This window comes from Colwellia sp. 20A7, from assembly GCF_009832865.1.
Taxonomy (GTDB): Bacteria; Pseudomonadota; Gammaproteobacteria; order Enterobacterales; family Alteromonadaceae; genus Colwellia.
This window is the reverse complement of sequence record NZ_CP047130.1, coordinates 3638091-3664664: the sequence shown is the minus strand read 5'-3', so window position 1 is coordinate 3664664 and position 26574 is coordinate 3638091. Positions and strand designations below refer to the sequence as shown.

Annotated in this window: 26 protein-coding genes; 8 read left to right on the top strand and 18 right to left on the bottom strand. The window is 35.8% G+C overall.

Going from position 1 to position 26574, the window contains the following annotated elements; all coding sequences use genetic code 11:
• Positions 1–522, top strand: coding sequence for a retropepsin-like aspartic protease family protein (locus tag GQS55_RS15750; RefSeq protein ID WP_159821396.1), 522 nt, complete (start codon positions 1–3; stop codon positions 520–522).
• A 54-nt stretch (positions 523–576) separates the two neighbouring features.
• A complete protein-coding gene (gene nadC, locus GQS55_RS15745) occupies positions 577–1452 on the top strand; it encodes a carboxylating nicotinate-nucleotide diphosphorylase (RefSeq protein ID WP_159822925.1) in 876 nt (291 codons plus the stop codon).
• A 319-nt stretch (positions 1453–1771) separates the two neighbouring features.
• On the opposite strand, the gene msrA is transcribed toward nadC, so the two are convergent.
• Positions 1772–2350, bottom strand: a complete 579-nt coding sequence (gene msrA, locus GQS55_RS15740; protein WP_159821395.1) for a peptide-methionine (S)-S-oxide reductase MsrA — start codon at positions 2348–2350, stop codon at positions 1772–1774.
• Between the two features lie 305 nt (positions 2351–2655).
• Between msrA and GQS55_RS15735 the strand changes: the two genes are divergently transcribed.
• From GQS55_RS15735 to GQS55_RS15725, 3 genes are all read left to right on the top strand, one after another.
• Positions 2656–2901 carry a hypothetical protein gene (locus GQS55_RS15735; protein WP_159821394.1) on the top strand — a complete coding sequence of 82 codons (246 nt, stop codon included), beginning with the start codon at positions 2656–2658 and terminating at the stop codon, positions 2899–2901.
• Between the two features lie 282 nt (positions 2902–3183).
• Positions 3184–4431 carry a sensor histidine kinase gene (locus tag GQS55_RS15730; RefSeq protein WP_159821393.1) on the top strand — a complete coding sequence of 416 codons (1248 nt, stop codon included), beginning with the start codon at positions 3184–3186 and terminating at the stop codon, positions 4429–4431.
• An 80-nt stretch (positions 4432–4511) separates the two neighbouring features.
• Positions 4512–5063 carry a response regulator transcription factor gene (locus GQS55_RS15725; RefSeq protein ID WP_159821392.1) on the top strand — a complete coding sequence of 184 codons (552 nt, stop codon included), beginning with the start codon at positions 4512–4514 and terminating at the stop codon, positions 5061–5063.
• A gap of 43 nt (positions 5064–5106) precedes the next feature.
• On the opposite strand, the gene GQS55_RS15720 is transcribed toward GQS55_RS15725, so the two are convergent.
• Both GQS55_RS15720 and GQS55_RS15715 read right to left on the bottom strand, forming a co-directional pair.
• Positions 5107–6240 carry a DUF3083 family protein gene (locus GQS55_RS15720; protein WP_159821391.1) on the bottom strand — a complete coding sequence of 378 codons (1134 nt, stop codon included), beginning with the start codon at positions 6238–6240 and terminating at the stop codon, positions 5107–5109.
• Between the two features lie 302 nt (positions 6241–6542).
• Positions 6543–7313: a substrate-binding periplasmic protein gene (locus tag GQS55_RS15715; protein ID WP_159821390.1), complete on the bottom strand. Its 771-nt coding sequence runs from the start codon at positions 7311–7313 to the stop codon at positions 6543–6545.
• A 99-nt stretch (positions 7314–7412) separates the two neighbouring features.
• On the opposite strand from GQS55_RS15715, the gene GQS55_RS15710 reads away from it, so the two are divergent.
• The gene (locus GQS55_RS15710; RefSeq protein ID WP_159821389.1) at positions 7413–7628 is read left to right on the top strand and encodes a DUF3820 family protein; all 216 of its coding nucleotides are present in this window, start codon (positions 7413–7415) and stop codon (positions 7626–7628) included.
• Between the two features lie 55 nt (positions 7629–7683).
• Here the strand turns inward: GQS55_RS15710 and GQS55_RS15705 are convergent, their stop codons facing one another.
• Positions 7684–8967, bottom strand: a complete 1284-nt coding sequence (locus GQS55_RS15705) for a multifunctional CCA addition/repair protein (protein ID WP_236559668.1) — start codon at positions 8965–8967, stop codon at positions 7684–7686.
• A 231-nt stretch (positions 8968–9198) separates the two neighbouring features.
• Here GQS55_RS15705 and GQS55_RS15700 point away from each other — a divergent pair, with 231 nt between their 5' ends.
• Entirely contained in the window at positions 9199–10857 is a 1659-nt protein-coding gene (locus GQS55_RS15700; protein ID WP_159821388.1) for an AAA family ATPase, read from the top strand.
• Between the two features lie 217 nt (positions 10858–11074).
• Here the strand turns inward: GQS55_RS15700 and leuD are convergent, their stop codons facing one another.
• The 10 genes from leuD to GQS55_RS15650 form a co-directional block, all read right to left on the bottom strand.
• Positions 11075–11671, bottom strand: coding sequence for a 3-isopropylmalate dehydratase small subunit (gene leuD, locus GQS55_RS15695; protein ID WP_159821387.1), 597 nt, complete (start codon positions 11669–11671; stop codon positions 11075–11077).
• 29 nt (positions 11672–11700) lie between these two features.
• The gene (leuC, locus tag GQS55_RS15690; RefSeq protein WP_159821386.1) at positions 11701–13116 is read right to left on the bottom strand and encodes a 3-isopropylmalate dehydratase large subunit; all 1416 of its coding nucleotides are present in this window, start codon (positions 13114–13116) and stop codon (positions 11701–11703) included.
• A 19-nt stretch (positions 13117–13135) separates the two neighbouring features.
• A complete protein-coding gene (gene leuB, locus GQS55_RS15685) occupies positions 13136–14233 on the bottom strand; it encodes a 3-isopropylmalate dehydrogenase (RefSeq protein WP_159821385.1) in 1098 nt (365 codons plus the stop codon).
• 183 nt (positions 14234–14416) lie between these two features.
• The gene (gene leuA / locus GQS55_RS15680) at positions 14417–16018 is read right to left on the bottom strand and encodes a 2-isopropylmalate synthase (protein ID WP_159821384.1); all 1602 of its coding nucleotides are present in this window, start codon (positions 16016–16018) and stop codon (positions 14417–14419) included.
• Positions 16019–16711: 693 nt separating this feature from the next.
• Positions 16712–17449: a 3-deoxy-manno-octulosonate cytidylyltransferase gene (gene kdsB, locus GQS55_RS15675; RefSeq protein WP_159821383.1), complete on the bottom strand. Its 738-nt coding sequence runs from the start codon at positions 17447–17449 to the stop codon at positions 16712–16714.
• On the bottom strand, positions 17446–18111 hold the full coding sequence (locus GQS55_RS15670) for an HAD family hydrolase (RefSeq protein WP_159821382.1): 666 nt from the start codon (positions 18109–18111) through the stop codon (positions 17446–17448). Before GQS55_RS15670 ends, kdsB begins: the two co-directional genes overlap by 4 nt.
• Positions 18098–19711, bottom strand: coding sequence for an aldolase catalytic domain-containing protein (locus GQS55_RS15665; protein WP_159821381.1), 1614 nt, complete (start codon positions 19709–19711; stop codon positions 18098–18100). The genes GQS55_RS15670 and GQS55_RS15665 overlap by 14 nt, the downstream gene beginning before the upstream one ends.
• Before the next feature lie 77 nt (positions 19712–19788).
• The gene (locus GQS55_RS15660; RefSeq protein ID WP_159821380.1) at positions 19789–20838 is read right to left on the bottom strand and encodes a polysialyltransferase family glycosyltransferase; all 1050 of its coding nucleotides are present in this window, start codon (positions 20836–20838) and stop codon (positions 19789–19791) included.
• 92 nt (positions 20839–20930) lie between these two features.
• Positions 20931–21824, bottom strand: a complete 894-nt coding sequence (locus tag GQS55_RS15655) for a glycosyltransferase family 2 protein (protein WP_159821379.1) — start codon at positions 21822–21824, stop codon at positions 20931–20933.
• Positions 21825–21995: 171 nt separating this feature from the next.
• Positions 21996–22613: a TIGR04211 family SH3 domain-containing protein gene (locus GQS55_RS15650; protein ID WP_236559667.1), complete on the bottom strand. Its 618-nt coding sequence runs from the start codon at positions 22611–22613 to the stop codon at positions 21996–21998.
• A gap of 148 nt (positions 22614–22761) precedes the next feature.
• On the opposite strand from GQS55_RS15650, the gene GQS55_RS15645 reads away from it, so the two are divergent.
• Positions 22762–23412 (top strand): CYTH domain-containing protein, encoded by a 651-nt coding sequence (locus GQS55_RS15645; RefSeq protein WP_159821378.1) that lies wholly within the window; start codon positions 22762–22764, stop codon positions 23410–23412.
• Positions 23413–24192: 780 nt separating this feature from the next.
• On the opposite strand, the gene GQS55_RS15640 is transcribed toward GQS55_RS15645, so the two are convergent.
• The 4 genes from GQS55_RS15640 to GQS55_RS15625 form a co-directional block, all read right to left on the bottom strand.
• A complete protein-coding gene (locus GQS55_RS15640; RefSeq protein WP_159821377.1) occupies positions 24193–24522 on the bottom strand; it encodes a hypothetical protein in 330 nt (109 codons plus the stop codon).
• A 32-nt stretch (positions 24523–24554) separates the two neighbouring features.
• Positions 24555–25196 (bottom strand): hypothetical protein, encoded by a 642-nt coding sequence (locus tag GQS55_RS15635; protein ID WP_159821376.1) that lies wholly within the window; start codon positions 25194–25196, stop codon positions 24555–24557.
• Between the two features lie 190 nt (positions 25197–25386).
• On the bottom strand, positions 25387–26076 hold the full coding sequence (locus GQS55_RS15630) for a PspA/IM30 family protein (protein ID WP_159821375.1): 690 nt from the start codon (positions 26074–26076) through the stop codon (positions 25387–25389).
• Positions 26077–26130: 54 nt separating this feature from the next.
• Complete coding sequence (locus GQS55_RS15625) at positions 26131–26544, bottom strand: YjfI family protein (protein WP_159821374.1); 414 nt, start codon at positions 26542–26544, stop codon at positions 26131–26133.
• Positions 26545–26574 lie beyond the last annotated feature (30 nt).

Below are 26574 nucleotides of genomic sequence, written 5' to 3'. Positions count from 1 at the left end.
ATGACTGAAGATGACTCAACAAACAAAATAGGTAAGCTATTTGTTTGGCTTGCATGGATTATTGCTATTGCATTATTAATGTACTTTTTTCAAGGTGTACTTGATAAACAATATAACCCAAATAGTCAGCCACAAGTTAGCTTAAATAGTGCAGGACAAGCAGAAGTTGTTTTACAGCAAAATAAGCAGGGTCATTATGTTACGTTAGGTAGCATTAATGAATCCCCCGTAACTTTTTTACTTGATACCGGGGCAACGCAAGTGTCAATCCCTGCTCATATTGCTGATGAATTACAGCTAGAAAGTTTTGGCAGTTACCCTGTTCGAACAGCAAATGGCACAGTAACTGTTTATAAAACCCAAATAGATCAACTTAGCATTGGTAATATTTTCCTATATAATGTCGCCGCACATATCAACCCGGCAATGAAAAGTGATGCTATTTTGTTGGGAATGAGTGCCTTAAAAGAAGTAGAGTTTAGCCAAAAAGGCAAACAACTTACTTTACGTGAATACCGCTAACAGGAATGAAAAATGCATACTTCTGAAAAACTTACTGCTGTCCTTTCTGCTGAAATGACCAAGCTAGAACAAGATGTCACCGCAACGGTTACTTGGGCACTGAAAGAAGATTTAGGTGTTATTAATGGACAAACACCCAATGTAGAGCAAGATATTACCGCAATGTTAATTCCTGCCAATGAACAAGCAGTAGCAACCGTTATTACACGTGAAGATTGTGTTGTTTGTGGTACTTCTTGGGTTAATGAAGTATTTGCACAATTAGATAATTCACAGCCAGAGCTAGCAAAAACCAAGATCACTTGGTTTGTTAGTGACGGAGAAAAAGTTAAAGCAAACACAACCTTATTTCAACTTGAAGGTAATGCACGCACTTTGTTAACCGGCGAACGTACAGCGCTTAATTTTCTGCAAACCCTGTCAGGTACTGCAACATTAACAAGCCAGTATGTACAAGAATTAGTTGGCTCTAATACTAAGTTATTAGATACTCGCAAAACATTACCAGGTTTACGCAGCGCACAAAAATACGCAGTATTATCGGGTGGTGGTGTAAATCATCGAATAGGCTTGTTCGATGCTTTCCTAATTAAAGAAAATCACATTGCTGCTTGCGGTGGTATTGCACAAGCGGTTGCTACAGCAAAACAAAATCACAGTGATAAAACCGTGGAAGTAGAAGTGGAGTCGATGGATGAACTTCAACAAGCACTAACGGCAGGCGCTGATATTATTATGTTAGATAATTTTACTCCTACCATGATTGAAGAAGCGGTTGCTGCGACACGTGGTAAAGCTAAATTAGAAGTCTCGGGTAATATGACGATAGAAATTTTACAAGAATACACTAAAGCTGGCGTTGATTTTATTTCTAGCGGTGCATTGACTAAACACGTGCAAGCTGTCGATTTATCCATGCGTTTTCAGTAATTATTTAAGTCGTTATTTTGTGTAATCACTTTTAAACTGTACTTTTCGAGTAACTATGTTGAGTGATTTAAGCTTAATGGACACGTTCAAATAAAACTAATTAGCCTAACCGTTCACAAGTTTATAGCTTTAATGGAGTAGGTAGTTGCGTTGGTTGGTTGGTAAAATATTGAAACAAGTAATATTCAGCGCGTTTGAATAATTCATTATTCATCTAGTAGCGGCAAAACCAAAAGAAGTATTTTTATGCTCGTTATCGATATTTAGAGCGTCCAAACACTTCTTCAGGTTATGGTATGTATAAATTGTATACGTTTAGCTATTTCAGTTTATTAACAAATGTTTGTCTAAATTTGGCTAATTTAGGTGATACAATTGCTTGGCAGTATTGATTTTCAGGATTATTATTAACATAATCTTGATGATACTCTTCACCAGAATAAAAGACTTCAATGGCACACACTTGCGTAACAATCTCTTGATCAAAGGTTTTTTCGTCAGTCATCTCTTGAATGATTTTTTCAGCTATTTGTTTCTGAGAGTCATCATGATAAAAAATAGCTGAACGATATTGAGTTCCTATATCGTTACCTTGTCGATTTAATTGCGTAGGATCATGCAAGGTAAAAAATATTTCCAGTATTTCTTGGTAAGTAATTAAAGCAGAATCAAAGCTAAGTTGTACTACTTCAGCATGTCCAGTTTCACCCGTACATATTTCTTCATAAGTTGGTGAAACTGTTTGTCCGCCCATATATCCAGATGTTGCTGAAAATATGCCTTTAACTTGCGTGAAAGCCCCTTCAATACACCAAAAGCACCCTCCAGCTAAGGTAGCAAGTTGTGCAGTGTTATCACTTTGAGTGTTGTTAACATCAGTCGTTGTCGTTTTTGTCATAGGGTTTCTATTCACTATTAATTGCGAATTATTACTTCAATTAAATTAAGGCCTAACTTAAGGTTTAAATTAAGGTTTAACTTAGGCCTTAATTAATGCGTAAATTGAAATATTAATATATTCATTTAGCCGTACATATTACAACAATAAATAGCGTAGTTAAACTAACATCAGTGAACATACTCTTTAAAACAGTAGACCATATACTGCGAAATATATCTGTAATACGACGGCAATATTACCGTCATAATATCTTGTTATTCTGCCATTAATTACAGTCTATTATTTTTATATCAAGTACTTAAATGAAAAAGCTAAGCCGCGTTAGCAGTAAACTTATTATTTTATCCTTTAGTGAGTTTGGCTATTGGCGTGATCCAACTTGTTATAATTCATACCATAAAATTGCTGACTTAGTCTCTAAAGCTAAATCAGTAGCTGAAAAGAAAACCGGTAATAACCTATTCATCTGCAGAAGACAAAAGCTAGACATCTTGATGATTACTGATAACCGTTTATCTCAAGTAGTACACAGTAATAATTTATCATGAATAACCAGCATCGCTCTGTAACTTTCTACTCTTCTACTTATCATGATAAGCCATCGTTTTAAGTTTTATCAAAATTTCAAGAGCAATAGCTAATAGCCACTTTTGAACAGTGTCTTTAGAGCAAGTTGCTTATTACCAAATTATTGTACTGTTTTTTGATTTTACTCATTACATAGATCAAAAATAAAGATAATATGAGACAAATATTCATTTGCAAAGTTAGCTAAACGAAAGCTTATTAAGCTTAGCTCAGATTTGTTAACCTTATGTTGTTCGTCATTTATGTTTCCACTTTTTAAAATTACTAATTTTTCAGTAACGTTTAAGTCCGGCAACCCAATTCAAATGGTACTTGCTTTACGTAGCGTCGCCATTGTTATTCAATTATTGTTAATACTTTTCGTTAATTTAGTTTTAAATTATCAACTGCCATGGGCCCCTTTATTTGGCGTAATTGCATTAGAGCTAATTTATACCTTTATTAGTTTTGTATTTTATCAAAAAAAATTGCAAGTCAGTCAACTGGCTTTATTAATACAAGTTTGCTCAGACATCTTATTTATGTCGCTGTTATTATTTTTTAGTGGTGGCGCAACCAATGCTTTTGTTTCACTCTTGCTAATACCGATCGCTATTGCTGCTGTGACATTACCACCAACCTTACTCGCATTAGTTGCCTTTTTAGCGATTGGCTCTTATAGCATTTTATTATGGTTTTTACCGATGAGTGTTATGCATGGCAATATGGAAGGGCACTTTATTGCTATGGGAATAAATTTTTTATTTTCTACTTTAGTGGTTGCACTTGTTGTTGGAAAAATGGCGCGCAGCATTAACCAACGAGAACTTGCTATTGCCGCTTATCGAGAGAACTTATTAAAGCAAGAGCAAGTGACTTCTCTTGGTGTTGCTTCAGCACAAGTGACTCATCAACTGGCAACGCCTATTGCAACCATACAATTATTGGCAGATGAGCTTGAGGAAGACTTTGCTGATAATAGTATTATTACCGATATGCAAAGTCAGTTAAAACGTTGTAGTGATAGTTTAGATGCATTTCGTTCGATGGTACTTTCTATTAAAGAGCAAACTCGTACAGTGAGTACCGTGGATAACTTACTTGATGAAATATTAGAAAATTTACGCGTGAATTACCCTGATATTGATGTTGAGCTAATAAAAGAGCATCAAGGTGATGTTACTATTATGGCCGATGCGACATTATTACCAGCAATACTTAATTTAATTAATAATGCTATACAAGCAACAAAAGCGAATGCTATTCATGAAATAACGTTAACGAGTAAAGTGCATAAGGGAAGTTGGCAATTTATTATCAGAGATTATGGTCCTGGGTTTACATTAGAAAAATTAAAAGAATTAGGCGTGAAGCCGGTAAGTAGTGAGCAAGGTTTAGGTATGGCTGTTTTTTTAAGTCATGCAACGCTTGAGCGCCTGGGTGGAAAATTGCTGTTAACTAACCACCATCAAGGCGGCGCTTTAGTTATCTTGACTTTACCTGTGCAATAATTAGTTAAAAATTTTACTGAACTTAATACAAACTTTTACTTATTTAGCTTAATAAAGACTACACCGAAAAATGGAATAACATGACTAAAGAATTACTACTGGTAGAAGATGACACCATATTTGCTAATACAGTTATGCGTCGGTTAACTAAACATGGTTTTAATTGCTTACATGTAGACAGCAACTCAGAAGCCTTATTAGCGTGCCATCGACATGCGCCCGAATATATATTACTTGATATGAAATTAGCGCAGGAAACTACCTTGGGAATTATTGCACCGCTAAGAAAGGTGAGACCCCACAGTCGTATAATTTTACTGACCGGATTTGCCAGTATTGCTACCGCTGTTGATGCAATCAAGTTAGGAGCTGATGATTACTTATCTAAACCGCTAGACACACAAACATTATTAGCGGCTCTTAATGAAAGTAAAGTATCAACTATTTCAACAGATACCGAACTAGAAGGGGAAACACTTTCTGCTGAACAGGCACAGTGGCAATATATTCAGCAAGTATTAAAAGCAAATAACGGTAATATTTCTGCAACCGCTCGCCAACTATCTATGCATAGACGCACCTTGCAGCGAAAGCTTCAAAAAAAGCCTCAGGGTGATACTGTAAAAAGTTAGTTAGACTAAGCCTATATTTTATCGCAATGTTAAAAGTTAAAAGTTAAAAGTTATAAGCGATATGCTGATGGAACCTAATAACAACCTCATCCTTATTTGGCTCCATCTTTAATCCAGTAGCCATAAGCTTTAAGGTTTTCTCTATTTGATTTAAAAAACGCGCAAAACCATGGTCAGTTTTATTTTTATCAGTGGCAACAAAAATAAGTTGTACATTGTCAACTAGTTCACTCGCATCCCACTTACTCACTATTCCGCAAGGGTTTTGCTCAGGATTGTAACCTAGCATTTGCAACTCACCAATACGGGAGACAATATCATGAATACTGTAGCGTACAATCGGCACTAAGCCATTGGCAATTAAAGCACCATTATTTAAATTAAATTGCATTGAAGCTTGCGTAAAAGTATCGGTTAAAAAGGTATAAAGTGGATTATATGGATCAGTTGATGTTGGATCAATATCAACCATATTGAGTAACCTATTTGAGATAGGAATATTTACAATAGCATATGTCATTGCTGAGTGATATTTGGGTACTTCAACATCCTGACTTGCATATCGATGATTAATGGGACGCAGTTTATGTGCCCGTGTTGTTAAAGAATTATCTATATTATTGGGCTTACTTTGCGCAAATAAATCATAAGTAATATGTTGATGATCTCGTAAACGAACTTCACTTTCATCTAATGATATCTCTTTGGCATACGCACGTACTAACTGGGAAATTTTAGTATGAAAAAGTGCTGAATTCTCCCTGATCTTTGTACCAGAGGTGAGAAAAAGTAATGATATTTTCTTAGCGCGTTTATTGGCATCAAAAAAGGTTTTTTGTAAGTGATGATTTTCGGGATTATAGTAAAATAGAATTTGTTGATTTGTCTGCCATTGATGCATTTCTTGACCAAACCTAACACGTGCTATTTTATCATTTGCAATAAATTGGCAATTTTCTACTTCAAATAAATCAGATAAATCGAATAATATCTTTGCTAAAGCTTGATAAAAATTATAAAAATTTTCTTGTTGAACACCTGGTTGAAAAGGATATTTTGAAAATTGTTGAATAAGTTCATCTGTGATTGTAAATTCGGCTAATATGTATTGGTTATCACGTGCATTATTAGGAATATAGCTTTTATGATCTGCATTTCGTTTTCTCATAATAGACATTGTATTTCCTTATTTAACCTGAATTCAGGTTATGTAGAGAGCTAAGTTATTGCGCTAAGTGTAGGTTTTTTTAATGACATTTTTATGTCACTTAGATTGCAAATTGAAGACAATGTGATCAGAAGTATTTCGACGGGGGAGGAATGATTGGTATTAGCGACTATGAGATGAAATTAATTAGAATCACCTTCTCAGTTTCCTTTAGGTATAAAATTAGGTATACATCTAACCATATATTTAGATAGTTATTTTGGCAAGCGGGCTTTAGTGCTATTTAGACTTTGCTTAGCTTGTTGATATGATTAAATGGTATTAAACATGGTTGGCGTCCATTTTTTTCTAATGGCGGGTAATACTCCTTCTTGCTCCAATTTTTTCATTATTGCTTTTAGCTCTACAACGATATTTTCATCAGTATTAATACTGCAAGCTAAGTGAAAATCTAAGGTCAGATCTTGTACACTATAAACGCTTTTATATTTTGATGCTGCTTCAGTGCTTTTTACTCTATGGAAGATAAGATCATCATTAAGCACAACTAAATCAATATTACGGCTAGGCGTTTCAAGTAATTGTAATAAAGAATCATAATTATCCATCACATACAGGTTTTTATTTTCAATAAAGCCTTTTGATAAAAGAAAATGGTGCGTTACATCATCACGTATTACAGCCGTTTTATATTTCTTTGCATCATTTAAGGTAGGAATATTGATGTTGCTTGAAGCTAATGAGTACATAGACACTGTACTGCTAATTATTCGGCCTACCCAGTTAAATAAAAGCTCACGCTCTTGAATACGGCCTAATGAATAAATGCAGGTATCCTCTTCATACAGGGCTCTATTGTAGGAAAGCGACCAAGGATAAGCTTCAATATTGTAATCAAACGGTGAATTATTTAACGTTGCTTCTACTATCTCTGTTGATATTCCGGAAATTTTGTTTTTATCTACTATTTGAAAAGGGGCTAAATGTTCAGTAAGAATCGTTAATTCTTTTGCTTGAATATTGGCACTAAAGATCATTAAGAATATAATCAGGTTATTAATCAAATTTTTATTGATGTACATATTTGAAATCCCCCTTCATATTATTTTGGGCATTTATAGTACACCTTTTTAGAAATACTTCTATTATTATTTTAGAAGCTACACATTTAGCGAAAAAAAATGAACTTAAGCAACGAACAAATTATTGCCACGGTTAATATGAAAATGCCTTTTGGAAAGTATGCCGGCAGAAAATTATTACATTTACCTGAACCCTACTTAGTGTGGTTTCATTCAAAAGGTTTTCCTGAAGGAAAGATTGGCGAGCAATTAGCTTTTATTTATGAGATAAAGTTGAACGGCTTAGAAAGTATTTTTGAACCTATGATTAAGTAATATATAAGTAATGTATAAGTGATATCCAAATAACAATAACGCAATGAATTGGATATTAATCTATTTTATACTTATCTTTCACTATTTTGATGGCAGCTAACCGGGCGTTTGCCATAGCTTCTTTTATTTCGAGACCTTTTAGCCCTTTTTCAACGAAGGTTTTAGCGTTGACTTGTAACGCCGAGAACATAGCTTCTTTTAGATATTTTGCTTGAGGGTAGGAGCGATCTTCAAAGTTAAGGCGTCCTAAAAAGTCACTTTTACAAGCAATAATAAAATCATCAAACTCAGTAGGCTTTCGCCAAACGTCAAGTTGATCAAATATTTTTAATAAGGTGCTAGGCTTCAACTGAAAAGCTTTATGACAATGTAAATGATGTTCACATACTTTTAAGGCTAATTGCTTGTAATAGTTAGGCACTCTAAGTTTTTTTGCGATATCTTCTACCAAGGGTAGTCCCGACTTTTCATGGCCTTTATGGCTTGGCCAAAGCTCACTTACTGTTAACCCTTTACCTAAATCATGGCATAAAGCAGCAAAACGAATGGCAGTTTTATTTTCACTATCTTTTGTTAGTAAAACGGCTTGTTGTAATACCATCATGGTATGAATGCCACTGCAAATTTCAGGGTGCCATTCAGCTGGGTTAGGTATCCCCCATAAATTATCTAGGTCAGGCCATAATACACTTAATGCTTTACATTCACGTAATACGTTAAAAAACACTTCGGGATTATCTTCAGTTAAACTACGTTGCATTTCTTGCCAAACGCGTTCCGCAGATAAACTATTAAGTTCACCACTTTCACTAATTTTTTGCATTAAACGCATCGTTTCATCTGCAATAGTAAAACCGAATTCATGATAACGAGCAGCAAAACGAGCGACACGGAGTACTCTTAAAGGATCTTCAATAAAAGCTTCGCTAACATGGCGTAACACTCGGTTATTCAGATCTTGTTGACCGTTATAAGGGTCAATTATTTCACCATAAGTATTTCTTGCCATCGCATTAACGGTTAAATCTCGGCGTAATAAATCTTGTTCTATTGTGACATCAGGCTCAGCATAACAAGCAAAGCCGGTATAACCTTGTCCTTGTTTACGTTCGGTACGTGCAAGGGCAAATTCTTCTTTAGTTTTTGGATGTAGGAATACCGGAAAGTCTTTACCCACTTGATGAAAACCAAGTGATAACATTTGTTCTACCGTAGTACCAACGACTAAATAGTCGTGATCTTTAATGGGTCTATTTAACAATTGATCGCGTACCGCACCACCCACAAGATAAATGTCAAGCTCAGGTATGTTTGGAATAGTGTTGTTATGCGTTGTCAAAGGATACCCCCTATAGATGATACATAAAGTTTACCATAATATTCGTAGACATCACCCCGTTAAAAGAGTAATTTTGCTAGTATATTAAGCTTGTTTGCATATTAGGCTTTATCAGTATATTCAGTTTTAGTAGTATATTAAGCTTTCGTAGTATACTAAGCCAAGTTCAGATGATTGAGCTTTTTCGCTATCACCTTTAATTATTATCTTCTTAAGTAGCAGCAACGTTTTATGTACACAAACTTCTTTTCGTTAAGTGAATTACCTTTTTCTATTGCACCTAATCCTAAATACTTATTTATGAGTGATAGGCATCGTGAGGCGCTTACGCATTTAAGCCATGGTTTGGGTGGCGTAGGGGCAAGTGATAATGGTGGCTTCGTACTACTAACGGGAGAGGTTGGTACTGGAAAAACAACAGTAAGTCGCTGTTTGATGGATGATTTACCTAAAAACACTCAATTAGCTTTTATTCTAAACCCAACATTATCGCGCGAAGAATTGTTAGCAACCATCTGTGATCAATTAAAAGTGCGTTATCGTAAAACGGGGGCGACGTTAAAAACGTTAACAGATAAAATTTCTGAAAAATTAGTAAAAAATCATGTGGCTAATATCAATACTATATTGATCATTGATGAAGCTCAGCACTTAGAGGCGCAAGTGTTAGAGCAGCTTCGTTTGTTAACCAACTTAGAAACGAATACTAAAAAGTTATTACAAGTGATATTAATTGGTCAGCCCGAATTACAACAATTATTAAAACGTCGTGACTTACGCCAATTAGCACAACGTATTACCGCTAGATATCACTTATTACCATTAAACCCTCAAGAGTTGGCATCTTATATCAAGCATAGGTTATCGGTAGCTGATTGCCACAGAGCGCTGTTTGATAAAGGTGCAATTGCAACAATTCACAAATTATCTCAAGGAATACCACGGCTTATTAACTTGCTTTGCCATAGTGCCTTAATGGAAGCTTATAATAGTAATAATGCTATTGTTAATAAAAAAATTGTTCTCAAAGCGGCCAGCCATGCGTTAGGTGATGATTTTGAACAAACTCCTTGGTGGCAAAATAAAAATATTCAAATAGCATCAGCGGCTAGTGCATTCATTTTAGTATTGGTTGCTGGTTTTTGGCTAGGGCAATCGCAAAACTCAGCTCTAGTCAGTAGTGAAATCCCTGTATTGCTTCAAGAAGACCCATCGCAATCATTGAATAATAAAACACTACCAACAGTTATAAAAGACCTAGAAGAAACTGTAGAAGAGTCAACAAAAATAGTTGCTGACAAAACAGAACATCCGCAAGAACAAGAAGTTGAACAAATTATTGTTAGCGGTGATGCCCCAGGAAACATGTCAGAAAAAACAAAGCCACAGCAGCAAGTTATTGAGCCACCTAAACCACAGGCTAAAATACCTGTTGAACAACCTATTCTCGCCGAAAAACCGGGGCTGAAACCAGTATTAAAACCCACAACGAAGCCAGAAGTTGAAGTACCTAACTATCAAATAGAAGCGGTTGATGGTGTGTCAGACGATTTATTAGCACGTTTTCAAGCGGCTATTGAAGAAACCGAAACTAATAAGGGCGAAGAGCAGTCAACTTCATTAGCAATTAAGCAGGGGAAGTCGACAGATAGTGAAATAAAGTCATTAACCAAGATGCCTGCATGGGTACAAGAAGGCGTACCGAGTTTGCGCTTTGAACAACATATTTATGCGTCTGATGGTGAAGGCTGGGTCAACGTTAATGGACGAGATCGCTATGAAGGTGACAGTATTGCTAATGGCGTTATTATTGAGAAAATATTACCTCAACAAGTCATTTTAACTTATCGTGGTGAGAAATTTAGTTTGCCCGCGCTGACTAATTGGTAAAATTAAGTTTATCCATCGTTATTAAGATCGTCAATCAAGTTCAGGATAACGACTTTGAAGCTCAATATGACAAATAATGCGTCATTCCATAAGTGGCTTAATACGGAATCCCATGAAGTTTATTTACCGTTATTGAAAAGAAAGTTGTCGATGCTAATTGGTTATTGATGTAGGCAGTAATAAATAATATCTAAATTACTGCCTACAAATTTGAAGCTTACTGCCAAGCTGGCATTTTATCTTCAAACGCTTTAATCGCATCTAATTTATTTAACGTCCAACCAACGCTATCAACACCATTTTCTAAACTGTATTGTTGAAATTCGCTTAAGCTAAATTTAAAGACTAAATCACCGCAAGTAACCGTGTTATTAGGCAAATCTACCGTGATGGTTAATACTGACTCTGTAGATAGCTTAAATAGCTGTTCTACTTCTGCTTCTGTTAATTGTATTGGTAAAATACCGATGTTAATACAATTACCATAAAAAATATCAGCAAAGCTTGATGAAATAATAACTTGAAAACCAAATTCTTGTAGAGCCCAGGGCGCATGTTCACGACTTGAACCACAACCAAAATTCTCACCAGCTAATAAAATGCTTGCGCCTTTATATTCTGGTTTGTTAATAACAAACTCAGGGTTTTCTTGTGTACCAGCATGATCAAGATAGCGACTATCGTGAAATAAATGTACGCCGAATCCTACACGTTCGGTTTTTTGTAGAAATTGCTTTGGTATAATTTGATCGGTATCTACGTTGGCAACATCTAAAGGTGCAACCAAGCCAGTGTGTGTGTTAAATTTTTCCATTTTCTAATCCTCAATAAGCTTGTTGGCAGTTAGGCATTTAAATCAACAAAGTGACCAGTGATGGCTGCAGCTGCTGCCATTTCAGGGCTCACTAAGTGAGTTCTGCTACCACGACCTTGACGACCTTCAAAGTTACGATTACTTGTTGAAGCACAACGATCACCCGCTTCTAATACATCATCATTCATGCCTAAGCACATTGAACAACCCGGTAAGCGCCACTCAAAACCTGCGTCGGTAAATATTTTGTCTAAACCTTCCTTTTCAGCAAGTTCTTTTACGCGGTAAGATCCAGGAACAATAATCGCATCCACACTATCCACTACTTTTTGTCCTTCGTAGCGTTGAACAATGTCTGCAGCAGCGCGTAAATCTTCAATACGTGAGTTAGTACAAGAGCCAATAAACACTTTATTTACTTGAATATCAACCATCTTAGTACCAGCGGTTAAATCCATGTATTTTAGTGCATTAATACAAGACTCTTTTTCAACAGGATCATTAAAGTCTTCAGGTGAAGGCACAGCACCATCAACACTAATTACTTGCCCAGGGTTAGTACCCCAAGTTACTTGTGCTTTAATATCTTTTGCATCTAATGTTACTACTGCGTCAAATTCAGCACCGTCATCAGACTTTAAGTTAGTCCAATCAACAACAGCTTGTTCAAATACTTCACCTTTAGGCGCGTATTCTTTGCCTTCAACGTAATCAAATGTCGTTTGATCTGGTGCAATTAAACCCGCTTTAGCGCCAAATTCAATACTCATGTTACATACAGTCATGCGCTCTTCCATGCTAAGCGCTTCAATAGCATCACCACAGTATTCAACAACATAACCTGTTGCACCAGCACTACCTGTTTTACCGATAATAGCTAAGATAATATCTTTTGCACTGATACCAGCACCAACATTGCCTTTTACTTCTATTTTCATAGTTTTTGCTTTATTTTGACGTAATGTCTGAGTAGCAAAAACGTGCTCTACTTCAGAAGTACCAATACCAAAAGCAAGTGCGCCAAAAGCGCCATGTGTTGCGGTATGAGAGTCACCACAAACAATAATAGTACCAGGTAAAGTTAATCCTAGTTCAGGACCCATAACGTGGGCAATACCTTGGTTTTTATGACCCATACCGAAAAGTTCGATACCAAATTCTTTACAGTTTTTTTCTAGTGCACGTAATTGATTAGCAGCGCCTTCGCCAGCAGCATCAATTTTAATTGAACGTGTTGAAATGTTGTGGTCCATAGTCGCAATAGTACGTTCAGGATGACGTACCGGGCGGTTATGAAAACGCAAATTTGCAAAGGCTTGCGGAGATGTTACTTCATGAATTAAATGACGATCAACATAAAGTAATGGTGTCTCGCCTTTAGTGTCTTGAACTAAGTGGCTTTGCCATAATTTTTCATACATAGTTTTCGGGGTAGACGTAGTCATTTTAAGCGCTCTCTTTTTCTTAAATAGATTTTTGGGCAACAATTTGTTGGCAAATATAATCACCTACTTCACTGGTCGATTTTGCTTTTTCTCGTTCATCTGCTGGTAATAAATCGGCGGTAAGTACACCGTTATCTAAAGCACTACTTACTGCATCTTCAATAGCTTTAGCTGCTTTTTCTTCATTTAAGCTATAACGTAGCATTAATGCGGCAGATAAAATTTGTGCTATAGGGTTAGCGATGCCCATACCTGCGATATCTGGTGCACTGCCGCCAGCGGGCTCATACATACCAAAACTTTTTTCGTTTAAGCTAGCTGAAGGTAACAAGCCCATAGAGCCTGTAATCATCGCGCATATATCAGATAAAATATCACCAAATAAATTAGGACAAAGCATTACGTCAAATTGATTAGGATCGCGTACTAACTGCATTGCTGCGTTATCAACATAAAGATGCTCTAATTCAACTTCTGGGTATTCCACCGCAACTTCTTCAACCACTTGACGCCATAATTGGCTGGTTGCAAGTACATTGGCTTTATCTACTGATGTTACTTTATTATTACGTTTTTTAGCCGCTTGAAAAGCAAGGTGAGCAATACGCTTTATTTCACGACGAGAGTAAAACATTGAATCAAAACCTGTTTCATCTTCGCCTTCGCCTTTACGTCCTTTTGGCTCACCAAAATAAATATCACCCGTTAATTCACGGATAATTAATACATCAAAACCTTGAGAAGAGATATCGCTACGTAAAGTAGATAACGATGATAAGGCTGGCTGTAAAGTTGCGGGACGCATATTACAAAATAAATCGAAATGGCCACGAAGGCCTAATAAAGCACAACGCTCAGGTTGTTCAGTTGGCGGTAAGTTTGCCCATTTAGGACCACCAACGCTACCAAATAATATAGCATCGCTAGCTTCACAACCTTTCATTGTTGAGTCGGGTAGGGCATTACCGTGATTATCAATGGCTGCGCCGCCAATGTCATAATCTTTAGTGTTTATTTCTAAATCAAATTTCTTTGCAATGGTCGTTAATACTTTTTTAGCTTCAACCATGACTTCTGGGCCGATACCGTCACCGGCTAAAATTGCTATGTTAGACATTTGTATTTCTCTTTAAATTTTTGAATTACGGTTTAAATTGCGCTTCGATGATGCATCTTCAATAAGAAAGCAGGTTAAATATTGAATTTAACCTCAAATTTTAATGTATCTAGCAAACGCTAAATTACTCTAACGTTTGCGACAGTGTTTAGCGTTTACTGTCTTATTTCTAATGGCTTAATGTTACTTTTTGGCTGATTTTAAATCGGCAATAGTCATGGCGCGATGGATGCTATTTAGTGCATGAATCAATGCTTGGCCAGAGGCTTCAATAACATCAGTTTCTAAACCATAGCCATGAAAGTTTCTGCCTTGCCAGGTAATTACTAAATCTGCTTGCCCTAAGCCATCTTCACCTGAGCCTTTATTTGAAATAGTGTAATCACTAACCTCAAATTCTATATCAACACTTTGTTTAATTGCTTGATAAAGCGCATCTACCGGACCGTTACCTGTAGCGGCGTGCAATTTACTGTTATTCGCTTCACCTTCAATTGACTCTTCACCAGAGATCAATTTAATGCTGGCAGTCGCAAAATCTCCATCGCCACATTGTACATTGATTCGTTCTAGCCTGAAAAAGTCTTTCAAGTCTTTTTGTTGTAATTTAAATACTAACGCTTCTAAATCATCATCGAAAACTTGGCCTTTTTTATCTGCTAACGCTAAGAAGTCAGCATAAAGCTCTTCAATTTCATAGTCAGATTCTTGATAGCCTAAACTTTCCATGCGATGTTTAATTACATGACGACCACTACGAGAAGTTAAGTTTAATTTTGTTTTTGCAATCCCGACACTTTCAGGCGTCATTATTTCATAGGTATTGCTGGCTTTTAACATGCCATCTTGATGAATGCCTGACGAATGACTGAATGCGTTACCGCCAACAATTGCTTTGTTTAATTGCACTGGCATATTACAAAGCGTGCTAACTAACTTAGACGTACGGGCAATTTCTTGATGGTTAATATTAGTGTGTACACCTAATAACGCTTGGCGTGTTTGCATGATCATCGCCACTTCTTCTAATGAGCAATTACCGGCACGTTCACCAATACCATTAATAGTACATTCAATTTGACGAGCGCCAGCTTGTATCGCTGCCATTGAGTTAGCAACGGCTAAACCTAAATCGTTATGACAATGTACTGATATAACCGCTTTATCAATATTTGGTACACGGTTAAATAAGTCAGTAATAATACCTTGAAACTCAAAAGGTAGCGTGTAGCCAACCGTATCAGGAATATTGACTGTTGTAGCACCTGCAGTAATCGCAGCCTCAACCATACGACATAAATTATCAATAGGTGTACGGCCGGCATCTTCACAAGAAAATTCAACATCATCAGTAAATCTTCGAGCATATTTTACTGCATGTACAGCCATAGCTTGAACATCAGCAAACTCTTTTTTCAATTTTTGTTGTACATGAACATCTGACGTAGAAATGAACGTATGAATACGAAATTGATCTGCTACTTTTAATGACTGCGCACAAGCGTCGATATCGCCTTCTACCGCACGAGCTAAACCACAAACACGGGCATTTTTTATTGTACGTGCTATTTGTTGAACAGACTCAAAGTCACCAGGAGAAGAAACAGGAAAACCTACTTCCATAATGTCGACGCCTAAACGTTCAAGCGATAGTGCAATTTGTAATTTTTCATGCACAGATAAGCTAGCATTTAATGCTTGTTCACCATCGCGCAAGGTGGTGTCAAAAATAATCACATTATCTGTTGAAGACGAATGGTTTGAGGTTGATGTGATATTGCTCATGTTTGTATCCTTGTATGCCTAATATTGTTACTAATACTGTTTGCTAATATTATACCAATCTCACTAACTATGTGATCATTTCTACTTGTTAAAATCACCAACTACATCGTTATTTATTTAATAATTAGAACAACTAGTTATTGAAATAAATGCCTTGTATTTGGCAACTCTTTCTACGTATAAAATTGTTCACCTAATTAATGAAACTGGTATTATTTAAAAACTAACCAACGCATAGACGTAAAAAAACCCGCGTTAGTTAGCGCGGGTTTTAATTATTTATTATCTGTTTTTATTTTTAGAGTAACCTCTTAGCGAGTAATCTCTGAAAATGTTAATTAATAAGCAATAAAACCTAGCCGCGCACTTTGAGTGCGAGGAGGAGGAGGTTAATTTTATTGTGCTTAATTAATTTAATCATTTCTTTCTTGTTATTAGCATTCATTATTTCTATTTGTTTAAAAATGTAAAAAAAGCTAATAAGTATTCTCTTTTAAGTAAAAACTATTCAATACGCTATTAATAACGCATTTACCTAATTAGTGTCAATGATTTAATTGTTTAGCGCTATAACAAAGCGCTATAACAAAGGATATAAACGTGCTTAACTGAACTTTAATAAAGGCAAAACTTACCTGTATATTGACGTATCCAAGGCTGAAAAATAAGGTTAACCTGTTTAACGTTATGCTATTAGCTCAAGCGTTGAAGGGCTTCAACAACACGGTCAACGTCTTCAGGAATATCAATAGCCATGGAGCCGCTATCAACTTTTATCATTTGTACGCTGTAGTTTGATTCTAGAAACCTTAATATCTCAATGTCTTCAACTAACTCTAATGGTGTTTTTTTCTGGTTGGCTAAAAAGAATTTAAGATGCGCCTTAGAAAAGGCGTAAATACACACTTGTTTATGCGCAAACTTGAATTCACCATTTTTTGTTAATGGAATGCCTGCACGACTCATATACAAAAGTTTGCCTGATTGATCGCAAACTACTTTAGGTACAGTGGTTGAATTGAATTCACGTTCATCGGTAATTTCGCACATGGCATTAACAACAGCACCATCACCGGCTAAATAAGCGCTAACTACGGTATTAATATCGTCAGGACTTATTAAAGGCTCATCTCCTTGTACATTGATGATAAAATCACAATCAAGGGTTTGGTTTGCTTCGGCGAGTCTGTCTGTGCCGGTTAAACAATCACTGCTTGTTCTTATTACCGCGCCGCCAAAGCTTGCAACAACATTTTCAATATCATCACTATCGGTTGCAACATAGACTTTTTCGGTGCCTACTGCTTCACAACAACGCTCCCATACATGCTGAATCATAGGTTTACCACAAAGATCAATTAATGGTTTTCCTGGAAAGCGAGAAGATTGAAATCTTGCTGGAATAACAACGGCAAAGTTTTGTGTATTCATAGTTCTTTTAAAACCTCTTCAAAGGAGTCAATTATTCTATAATTATATTTTAAGCATAAGGCACGCATTTTATCTTCAACGTTTGATAATGGGCTGTAAAATATAAAATCGATATTATTATCTTTTGCTGCTTCAAGATCAGATGCTGCATCGCCTATCATTACCGCTGTTGATGCTGGGTGATTAGCTAAAATCTGAGTAACGTGATTAACCTTTTTTTCAGGTGAACCAAGTATCTCTTTAAAGTGATTGTTTAATGCTCGTTGTTGAAAAACATCTCTTAACTCTTGTTGCTCAGACCCACTCGCCACATATTTTATTGCGCTGCTTTTTACAAATACATCATTGACAAATGGTGTGCTGCTAGCCAGTAAATATAAGCTTTTACATTTCTTTGAATAAGAGGCTAATAAATCAGCTTTAAATTGCTCAGCCATTGATGCATTAATATTGAGTAACTTTTCTACAAAATAATCAACATGGTAGAACCTAGACTTACCAAAATTTTCAGCAAAAAATAGCGCACAGCGGTTTACTTCATCGGTTGTTATATCAAATTCAGTTAACGCACTTCTCATCGCGTCAATTTTTAATGTATTCGAATCAAGTATTACCCCATCACAATCAAAGATAAGTAGATTGTAATCACTAAACGGGCGCATAAATTGATCCTTGAGCAATAGGGTAGGTTGTTGGTGTTAATGCCAATAAATGATTATTAATTTGAAATTTATGCATTAAATTGAGTGTTTCAAGCATTTCTAACTGACGTGTATCATTGCTATCATAGCCATTAAAACCAACGAGTGTTACGTTATTGGCTTTCATGTTTTCAGCAACCGAGAAGGCATAAGCAACGGTTATATCAAAAGGGATAATACAGTTTTTTTCTTCAGTATAAAACTCACCTGTTTGTACTGCTAAACCATAATCAATTAATGAGCAATTTGGTGAAAATAGCGCTAGCTCTTCATTACTAAATCTATGTTTTGGTAAAATTACCGGCTTTACTAGCGTATTATAGCTTGCTGACTCAGAAAGAAATTTGTTGTTGTGAGATAAACAATAATAATCAACAAAATCACTTAATTCAGTAATGACGTTAATCGCGATTACAATAGGATTTTTCTTCTGAATATAAGCAATGACATCAGGCAAATATTTATGTAAACCAGGGCCATTGGCAATAATTAATACTTCTTTATTGGTCGCTATATTACATAACTCAGATGTACCGCTGACCGGCTTTTTCTCTCCAGAGAAAGATAGAGCTGAACGATAAACATCGCTCACATAAGAAGATTTATTTTCTTGTTGGCTTAAATACTCAATCGCGCCAATAACTTCATCAGTACCAAAATGGCTATCAGACAATAGGTTTTGAATATAAGTTGGATGTAAGTTATTTTGAGCACCTAAAAAGTACAATAAATTACTACCCCAGCCACATTTTTTTTGCATTTTTTCAAAATGACGAATGGCTAACTCATAAACGGGACCAGCAACATAATTATTATCTTCTTGAGAAACTACAGCTAATAAGTTTTCTGTTTGTGCATTACCTGCACCACGACCCATACCGGTAATTGTACTATCTAACCATTTAACACCAACACTGCGTGCGGTTAAACAATTGTCGAGCGCTTTTGCCATATTATTATGCGTATGAATACCTAATTCACCTTGCCAATGTTCTCTTAAGGCTGACACGATACGTTTAACTTCGTTGCCATCCATATTGCCTAATGAGTCGGCAAAATATAAAACATCTAAACCCGCCCAGCTTTGTGCTATTTTTGCTTTTTCAGCGATCAATGAAGAAGGCTTGCCACCCGCTTGCATTAAGTTATAGCCAACAATATAGCCTTTATCTTTAAGCGCTTTAACAATAGGCTCTGAGTGTTCTACTTCATGAAAATGTGCAGCAATACGAACTAAGTCGACTTTACTTTTAGCACAGTCAACAAATAGGGCGTCAATAGCATCTTCAACTGACAGGTTGGCATTTAAAATAGTTTTAGCGTCTATCATTACGCCATAAGTTGGGCCATCAGGTAAATCTAAGCGATTAAGGAAATCCTCAGAAGTATAAGCAAAAGCGCCAAGGAAACCCGGTTGGGCAAAATTTCTCAACCCTAACTCAACATAGTCGATTTTGGCAGCGACCATCGCAAGAATATAAGCTTGAACAACATCAGGTGAAAAATCCCAATGATTATAGTATCCGCCATCACGTAAGGTACAATCTAAAATTTTAAACATTTACTAATTCCTTTGGAATTTTTAGTGAAAACTTTTTAGTAAAAGCTTTTAGTGAAAACTTCTTTAACAAAAAAGCGTTAAACAGGCTCAAGCGACAGAAACGTTATTCCTAAGCTATGGAATAAATTTTTCAACTGTTTTGACATATCACTATTCACTTCAAACGCTTGCACCGTTACTTTGGGCTTAAGCCACTTTGCGGTTAACAGTGCTGTTGATACATCACCAATAATCGATGTGTCGTTAGACAGCTTAGGTAAAAGAAGTTCCATTCCTAATGTATTCGGTAAGGCAATACTCTCAGGAAACATCTGTGTTAATAACGCCATATCTTTACTTTTAGGATGTGCTTTTATCGCAATGTCCTGTGGTTGAAAATGTTTAAGAATGGTATTTTTTATTTGTTGTAAAAACTGAGGGTTTTTTAAATAAAATGATTCATTAGGCAAACATAGAACCGCTTTTATTTCATTGAAGTTTATTGTATTTAATGTGTCGTACTTTTGAATTAAAAACTCATTAACATCTAGAAAAGCCTGACTTGAAAAAATATCTTGATCAAGTGCTATAAGCTCTTTCGTTTTTAATAACGGGTGAGCCTCTTCAGGAACCGCTAGATAAGCTTTTGAAATCCAACTTGAGCTACCTGTAGTTAATGCATTTTTCCACCATAAACCATAAACGAGTTTTTTTAGCGTAGGGTCTATATATTGATGCACTATGCTATTGATAGATTTATGGCCAAGATAACTTACCGTACCATCATCAATATAAACGCCTTCCACCTCAGCATTTAACTTTCTTGATTGATGCATAGCAAATTGAAATTCCATTCTTCTATCGCTACCGGTAAATATTCGGTCAGGTGTTGTTGACGATATTAACGCTTTTAACTGAGCAAAGCGTACTTTTCGCTTAGAAAATTTTGCTTGCTCATCGTCAACCGATAGCTCATAAGTTTGTTGGAAAATGTCGGTGCAATGTCGAGTCGCTTTTGAATACTGCTGTGCTGTTTCTTCGTTCTTACTAATGAAGATAGCAATATTGCGATCACCTTTATGCGAAATAGCTAAATTAGTCGCAATGAAAAAATGTAAAGGTGATGATATAAAAAAATAATTAGTCATAACGATTATTGAAAACTCTCAATTGCTCTTTGTTTATACCTATCTATATCTAGTCTCAGGTATATGTATATTGTAAGTGAAATTGCGCTTGTTTACTCTTGCATACGCCTAATCTTACTTCGCAACTTTGACCGAAAAGTATTTTCTTTATATCTACCTTTATAAACATGTCTAATTTGATAAACGCCATCTACATCAAGTGGCACACCTTCCGAGCCAAGTAACCAACGAAATTCTCTGTCTTCATAACATTTACACCAATGCTCAGACAGGGTTTGATAAATTGATAAACCGTCACAGTAACCAATAGCACGAGCTACATCGCCATGAACTATTTGAAAAGCGCCTTTTGCTTTATCGCGCGAATGTAAGCTAAAACCTGCGGTATCAATATTAACCAGTTGTGGTTCACTGTCTTTACGTAACATAGGATCATCCTGTGCTAGCATTTCAGTAGTACGTTCTTGTTTTGGATAGTATAAGGCTTCTTGTTTTCCTTGTAGCTGTTCAGCTAACGAATCTAAACAATTTTCATGAAAAATAATATCGCAGTCAGTAAACCATAACCAATCGGCATCGGTAGAGCGCGCTACCATATTTCGGCCGATAGCACGTCTAAATAACTTCTCTTTAGAAAGGGCTTGAAAATTCCACGTTACATTATCTACATTTTTTTGACCAAAAAAGTCTAAAACCGCTTGGCATTTAGTGTCTTCCTTAGCATAAAAAATAGTAACGGTTAATGCACATTTTGTTGGTGGATAATTAACAAAAGAACTCAATTGATAAGCAAGCATGTTGGAATAGCCCCAACAATGACTAACAATTTCTAACTTGAAAAAGCCATCAACAGCTGTGCGTTCTTCAATTTTTGGTAGGGCCGAGCGAAACCAAGAAGCAGGTAATATATGCTTCAGAATTAAGCGAAAAAAATGTATGGCATAAGTGTTATACCAGTTTGGTGCGAAAGTCTTGGTTGTTTTCATTAACTAGTTCGATTCTTAATTAGTGATTATTATCGAGTAATAGAGAGCAGATCTCTACTTTATGTGTAATATCATCCGTGATTATTTACCATTTTTTAGTAACTTTGTAAGTCTTGATAAGCTAGTGCTTTATAGACTTAGTATATAAACTAAGTCTATATGAATTAAGTCTTATCCCCAGTTATCCATTGAAGCTCTGCGACGAGTAAATAGTTTAGGTAACACAAGACCTAAAATTAAGCCCAAACCTAGAACAATAGCGCCGTTAAAAAACCATTCTTTCTTAATGGCTGTGTCTTGGCCTTTTAATTTGTTTTGTGTTTTTACTAGCTCAGTTTTTACTTGTTTAAGTTCCGTCTGTAACTGATTTTTTTCTTCGTTAATTAAATCAATACTACTTTTTAATTCATTAACCTCACCATCAAGTTGAGCAGTGTAGTCATTACCATTTACTAGTTTTTCTTTGATATCTGTAACAACAAAACTTAATCCAGGTTGGCGAGTAATATATTTCGTTTCCACCCAAGTCACTCTATCTTTGTCATCAATTATTTCACTATAATCGTTCGAGGTGTTACCGGTTGTTTTTAGTTGAGCCCCTGCATTTATTGAACCTAAAATACGATAGTTAGTACCAGGGCCTGCATGCATAAAAATGCTTAAGTCATCAATAATATAACCTTGTTGATTTTCTTGTGCTTGAGCTGAAAAAACAGCAAGAAAAGCCATGATAAAACTAATAGTATTATGCTTAATTAGTTTTTTTAAATGTAGTATAGGAGAGTTCATTGAGCAGCCATTAAGTAAAATTAAATCATTGAAAAGTAGATATTATGTGTTTGGCGTATTTATATCAAGTTAAGATTAAGAATCCTTTGGTCTCTTGATAAACAAAGTGTATTCTATTGAGTATTGAACAAAATAAAAGTTTGAGAAAATGACAACAGAAATAGAATTAAAATACCAGCTATCAAGTAAGTATAAAGACAATAGTGAAATTGTTACCGCTATAACCGATATGCTTAATACTAAAAACATTACTTTTGAAACAAATCAAAATCAACTCATCAATGATTACTATGATAATGATACTTTAGATTTAAGAAAAATGGACTTTGGTTTGAGAATTCGAACGAAGGGCTCTAAACATGAACAAACCATTAAAACCGCTGGGATAGTTAAAGATGGCTTGCATCAACGACCAGAATATAATGTTGATATTGAAAGCAGAATAGTAAACCTAGCATTGTTTCCATCTCATATCTGGCCTGAAAATGTCGATGTTCTGGCATTACAACAGAGTTTACAGGTACTATTCTCAACTAACTTCTCACGACACACTTGGCTTATTTCTCAAGATGAAAATATTATTGAATTAGCCTTAGACAGTGGTGATATTTTGACTACACCAGAGCAACCTAGTTTCGTGATTAACGAGATTGAAATTGAATTAGTGAAGGGTGATAAAGAAGCGTTATTTACCTTAGCAAAACAATTGTTAAATATTGTGTCAATGCAACCTTCTGATATAAGCAAAGCTGCACGTGGGTATGCTTTATATTACGATAAAATAAACAAACCTAAGTAATAGTAGGTTTTTTGTCTTTAGAAGTAATATTTTTCACCCTGAAAACTATGCATCACACTGAACAACCATACGCATGGGATTCCGTATTAAGTGACCTACGGTGATGTCGGTCACCTTCGCCTAACAATGTTTTTTGTTAGGGCGTATGTAGGGGCGACTTCAGTCGCCTGTTCCTATTATTCGGCGAATAAATTCGCCCCTACGGTGAGGTCGTTCACCTTCGCCTAACAATGTTTTTTGTTAGGGCGTATGTAGGGTGAATGTAGGTTCGACTTCAGTCGCCTGTTCTTATTATTAGGCGAATAAATTCGCCCCTACGGTGATGTTGATCACCTTCGCCTAACAATGTTTTTGTTAGTGCATATGTAGGGTGAATGTAGGTTCGACTTCAGTCGCCTGTTCCTATTGTTAGGCGAATAAATTCGCCCCTACGGTGAGGTCGTTCACCTTCGCCTAACAATGTTTTTTGTTAGGGCGTATGTAGGGTGAATGTAGGTTCGACTTCAGTCGCCTGTTCTTATTATTAGGCGAATAAATTCGCCCCTACGGTGATGTTGATCACCTTCGCCTAACAATGTTTTTGTTAGTGCATATGTAGGGTGAATGTAGGTTCGACTTCAGTCGCCTGTTCCTATTATTAGGCGAATAAATTCGCCCCTACGGTGATGTTGTTCACCTTCGCCTAACAATGTTTTTGTTAGGGCGTATGTAGGGGCGACTTCAGTCGTCATTCTGAACTTGATTCAGAATCCCACTCGTTATGCTGTCTAGCTGTTGAACTTACGGATTATCACTTAACTTTACGTGTTGAATCAGTTCATCCATCAACTTTCTTTTTATCTCTAGTTGTTGTTCCGCTTTTAGGTCGTATTTTTCAGCTAACACTTGATAATCTTCAGGCGCTAAACTAACCGTAAGGCGAGGGCGCTTAGGGCGTTTATTAATAGAAAGTCCTAAAATATCACGAATTTGATCAGACGGGCTTAAACCAGCATCAAGCGCTTGCTTTCTAATGGACAATTGTATTTTTTCATCCATGTCAAAAGCGACTTGAACTGCTTTTATTGCCTTTATTGATGATTGCCATTTTTCAGGCATTTTATTTGTCATAAGAGTCTCTACTTACATCAATTACTATCGTATTAACTTGCAGGGTACATATCTATAATGTCAGTTAAAGGACGGTAAATAGTGAGAAAAACATCGGTATCACCATCTTGCCAAACTTCAACATCAACACCTTTACTTTGGTCTTCATTGTAAAGTGCGTAAAACTCAAATTGTTCACCGCTATCTTTACCTTCATACTCACTAATATTTTCGCTACGATGATCTTTACGATGAAAATAACCTACTTTGGCGAAGGTGCTTTGTTGATACTGCTCGCTACTCCAGTTGGTTGTTAAGTTATTATCTGCTTTTTTCGTTAAAAAAGCTTCACCTGGCTCATCAAAAATTTCAGAAAATTCGTCTAAATTAAATAATGTTTCAACATCTTCAGGTAAAATCTTTAGGGCGAACTTTAATTCAGTCGCGTCATCAACATCTAAAGACAAAAATAATAGTAGATCATCGTTTCCCTGTAAGGTCCATTCTGTTTGAATATTATTTTCATATTCGTAACTGTTTACCGCTGTTACTTGTAGTTGTTGATTGCGTAAGGTCTCAGGTAACGCAAAACTATCCGTTAATACAATAATATCACCAACTAATAATTGATCTACGTGAGTTAGTTTACGTTGTACGGGTTTGTCTTTATTGAATATTTTTTTTAAAAAACTCATCAAATATTACCTTCTCAATTATTACTTTTAAATAACTACTTTTAAAATCATTATCAGTTGAGTCATCACTTGTTAAATAATGGCTTTAACTATTTATTCAAACATTGTCTTCAATATTTAAAGCCACAATAACAAAACAGCGAGTAACGTATTTAATCGTTACTCGCTGTTATAAACGTATTGTTTATTACTATTTTTGCTTCGCTTTAATGCGGTCTAATACCGAATTAGCACTGCTATTTTGTGAACCAATACCTGCAGCTTTAAGTTGTGCAGCTAATGATGTGTCAGAATCTTCTGATTCAAGTACTTCAGCAGCTTTCATTTTATCATCAAATTTCTGCTGTTTAGCTTTAATACGCTCTAAAGAATCTTTAGCACTTAACAGTTTAGAATTACTTGACGAAAAGTTATCAGTAATAGCAGACGTTGCTTTTTGCACACTTTCTGTGGTTTTCACCATAGACAATTGGCGCTTATGCTCATTTACTTGACGTTCACTTTTCTTAACTAATTCTTTTAATCTTTCAGCATTACCCGCAAAGCTGTCATGTGCTTGTTGTTGTGCTGTTAAATCACTTTCTAAGGTTGAGATTTTTTCAGCAACGGCTAATGCTAATGTTTCATCACCTTTTTCTAGTGCTTGAGCTACATAACCTTCATGCTCAGTAATTTCTTTTTCTAAACGTGTTACTTCACGTTGTGCTGCCATTTGTTCAGCCATAACACCCGTTAAATCACGTTTAGCTTTCGTTAAATGATTTTCAGCATCACGAATTTCTTGTTCAAAAATACGGGTTGCATTCGCATCAATAATTGCTTCACCAGCTTCTGAAGCGCCACCACGAATTGCGGTCATAATTTTTTTAAATATACTCATTTTTTCTCTCCTAAATAAGGTAACTCTACAATTAATATCAACTTCAATAGTTGGTTAAAGTAGGTAGTCACTCATATCATCAATAACTTCAACAGCGTTATTACTTAATACCGCCAATTCGTGTTCTATATCGTTAAAACTTGAGCCGATAGAAAGCGCGCCAAAAACCACATATTTATCACCTATTTTCGAAAAAGATGACAATGGCATAGGAATGTTCATTTCTAACATACTCTCATGCATTGCTGGAATGCTATCAGGTTTTACTTCATCAACGCCCCAAAGGTAGCTAATGCATAATACTTGGTCATCAGTTACTGAAACAAAAATTGGTAACTCTTCTCTACCTAAAATAGTAATCTGTAGTACATCGACTTCACCTGAAATTGGTTGACAATCAAAGTTCATTCCAGTTTCTGAGTTGTCGCCTAAACCATTTAAATGATCGGCTATAGTATGAATATTCATGTATTTCCTATCCTCAATTTATTTTCTTTC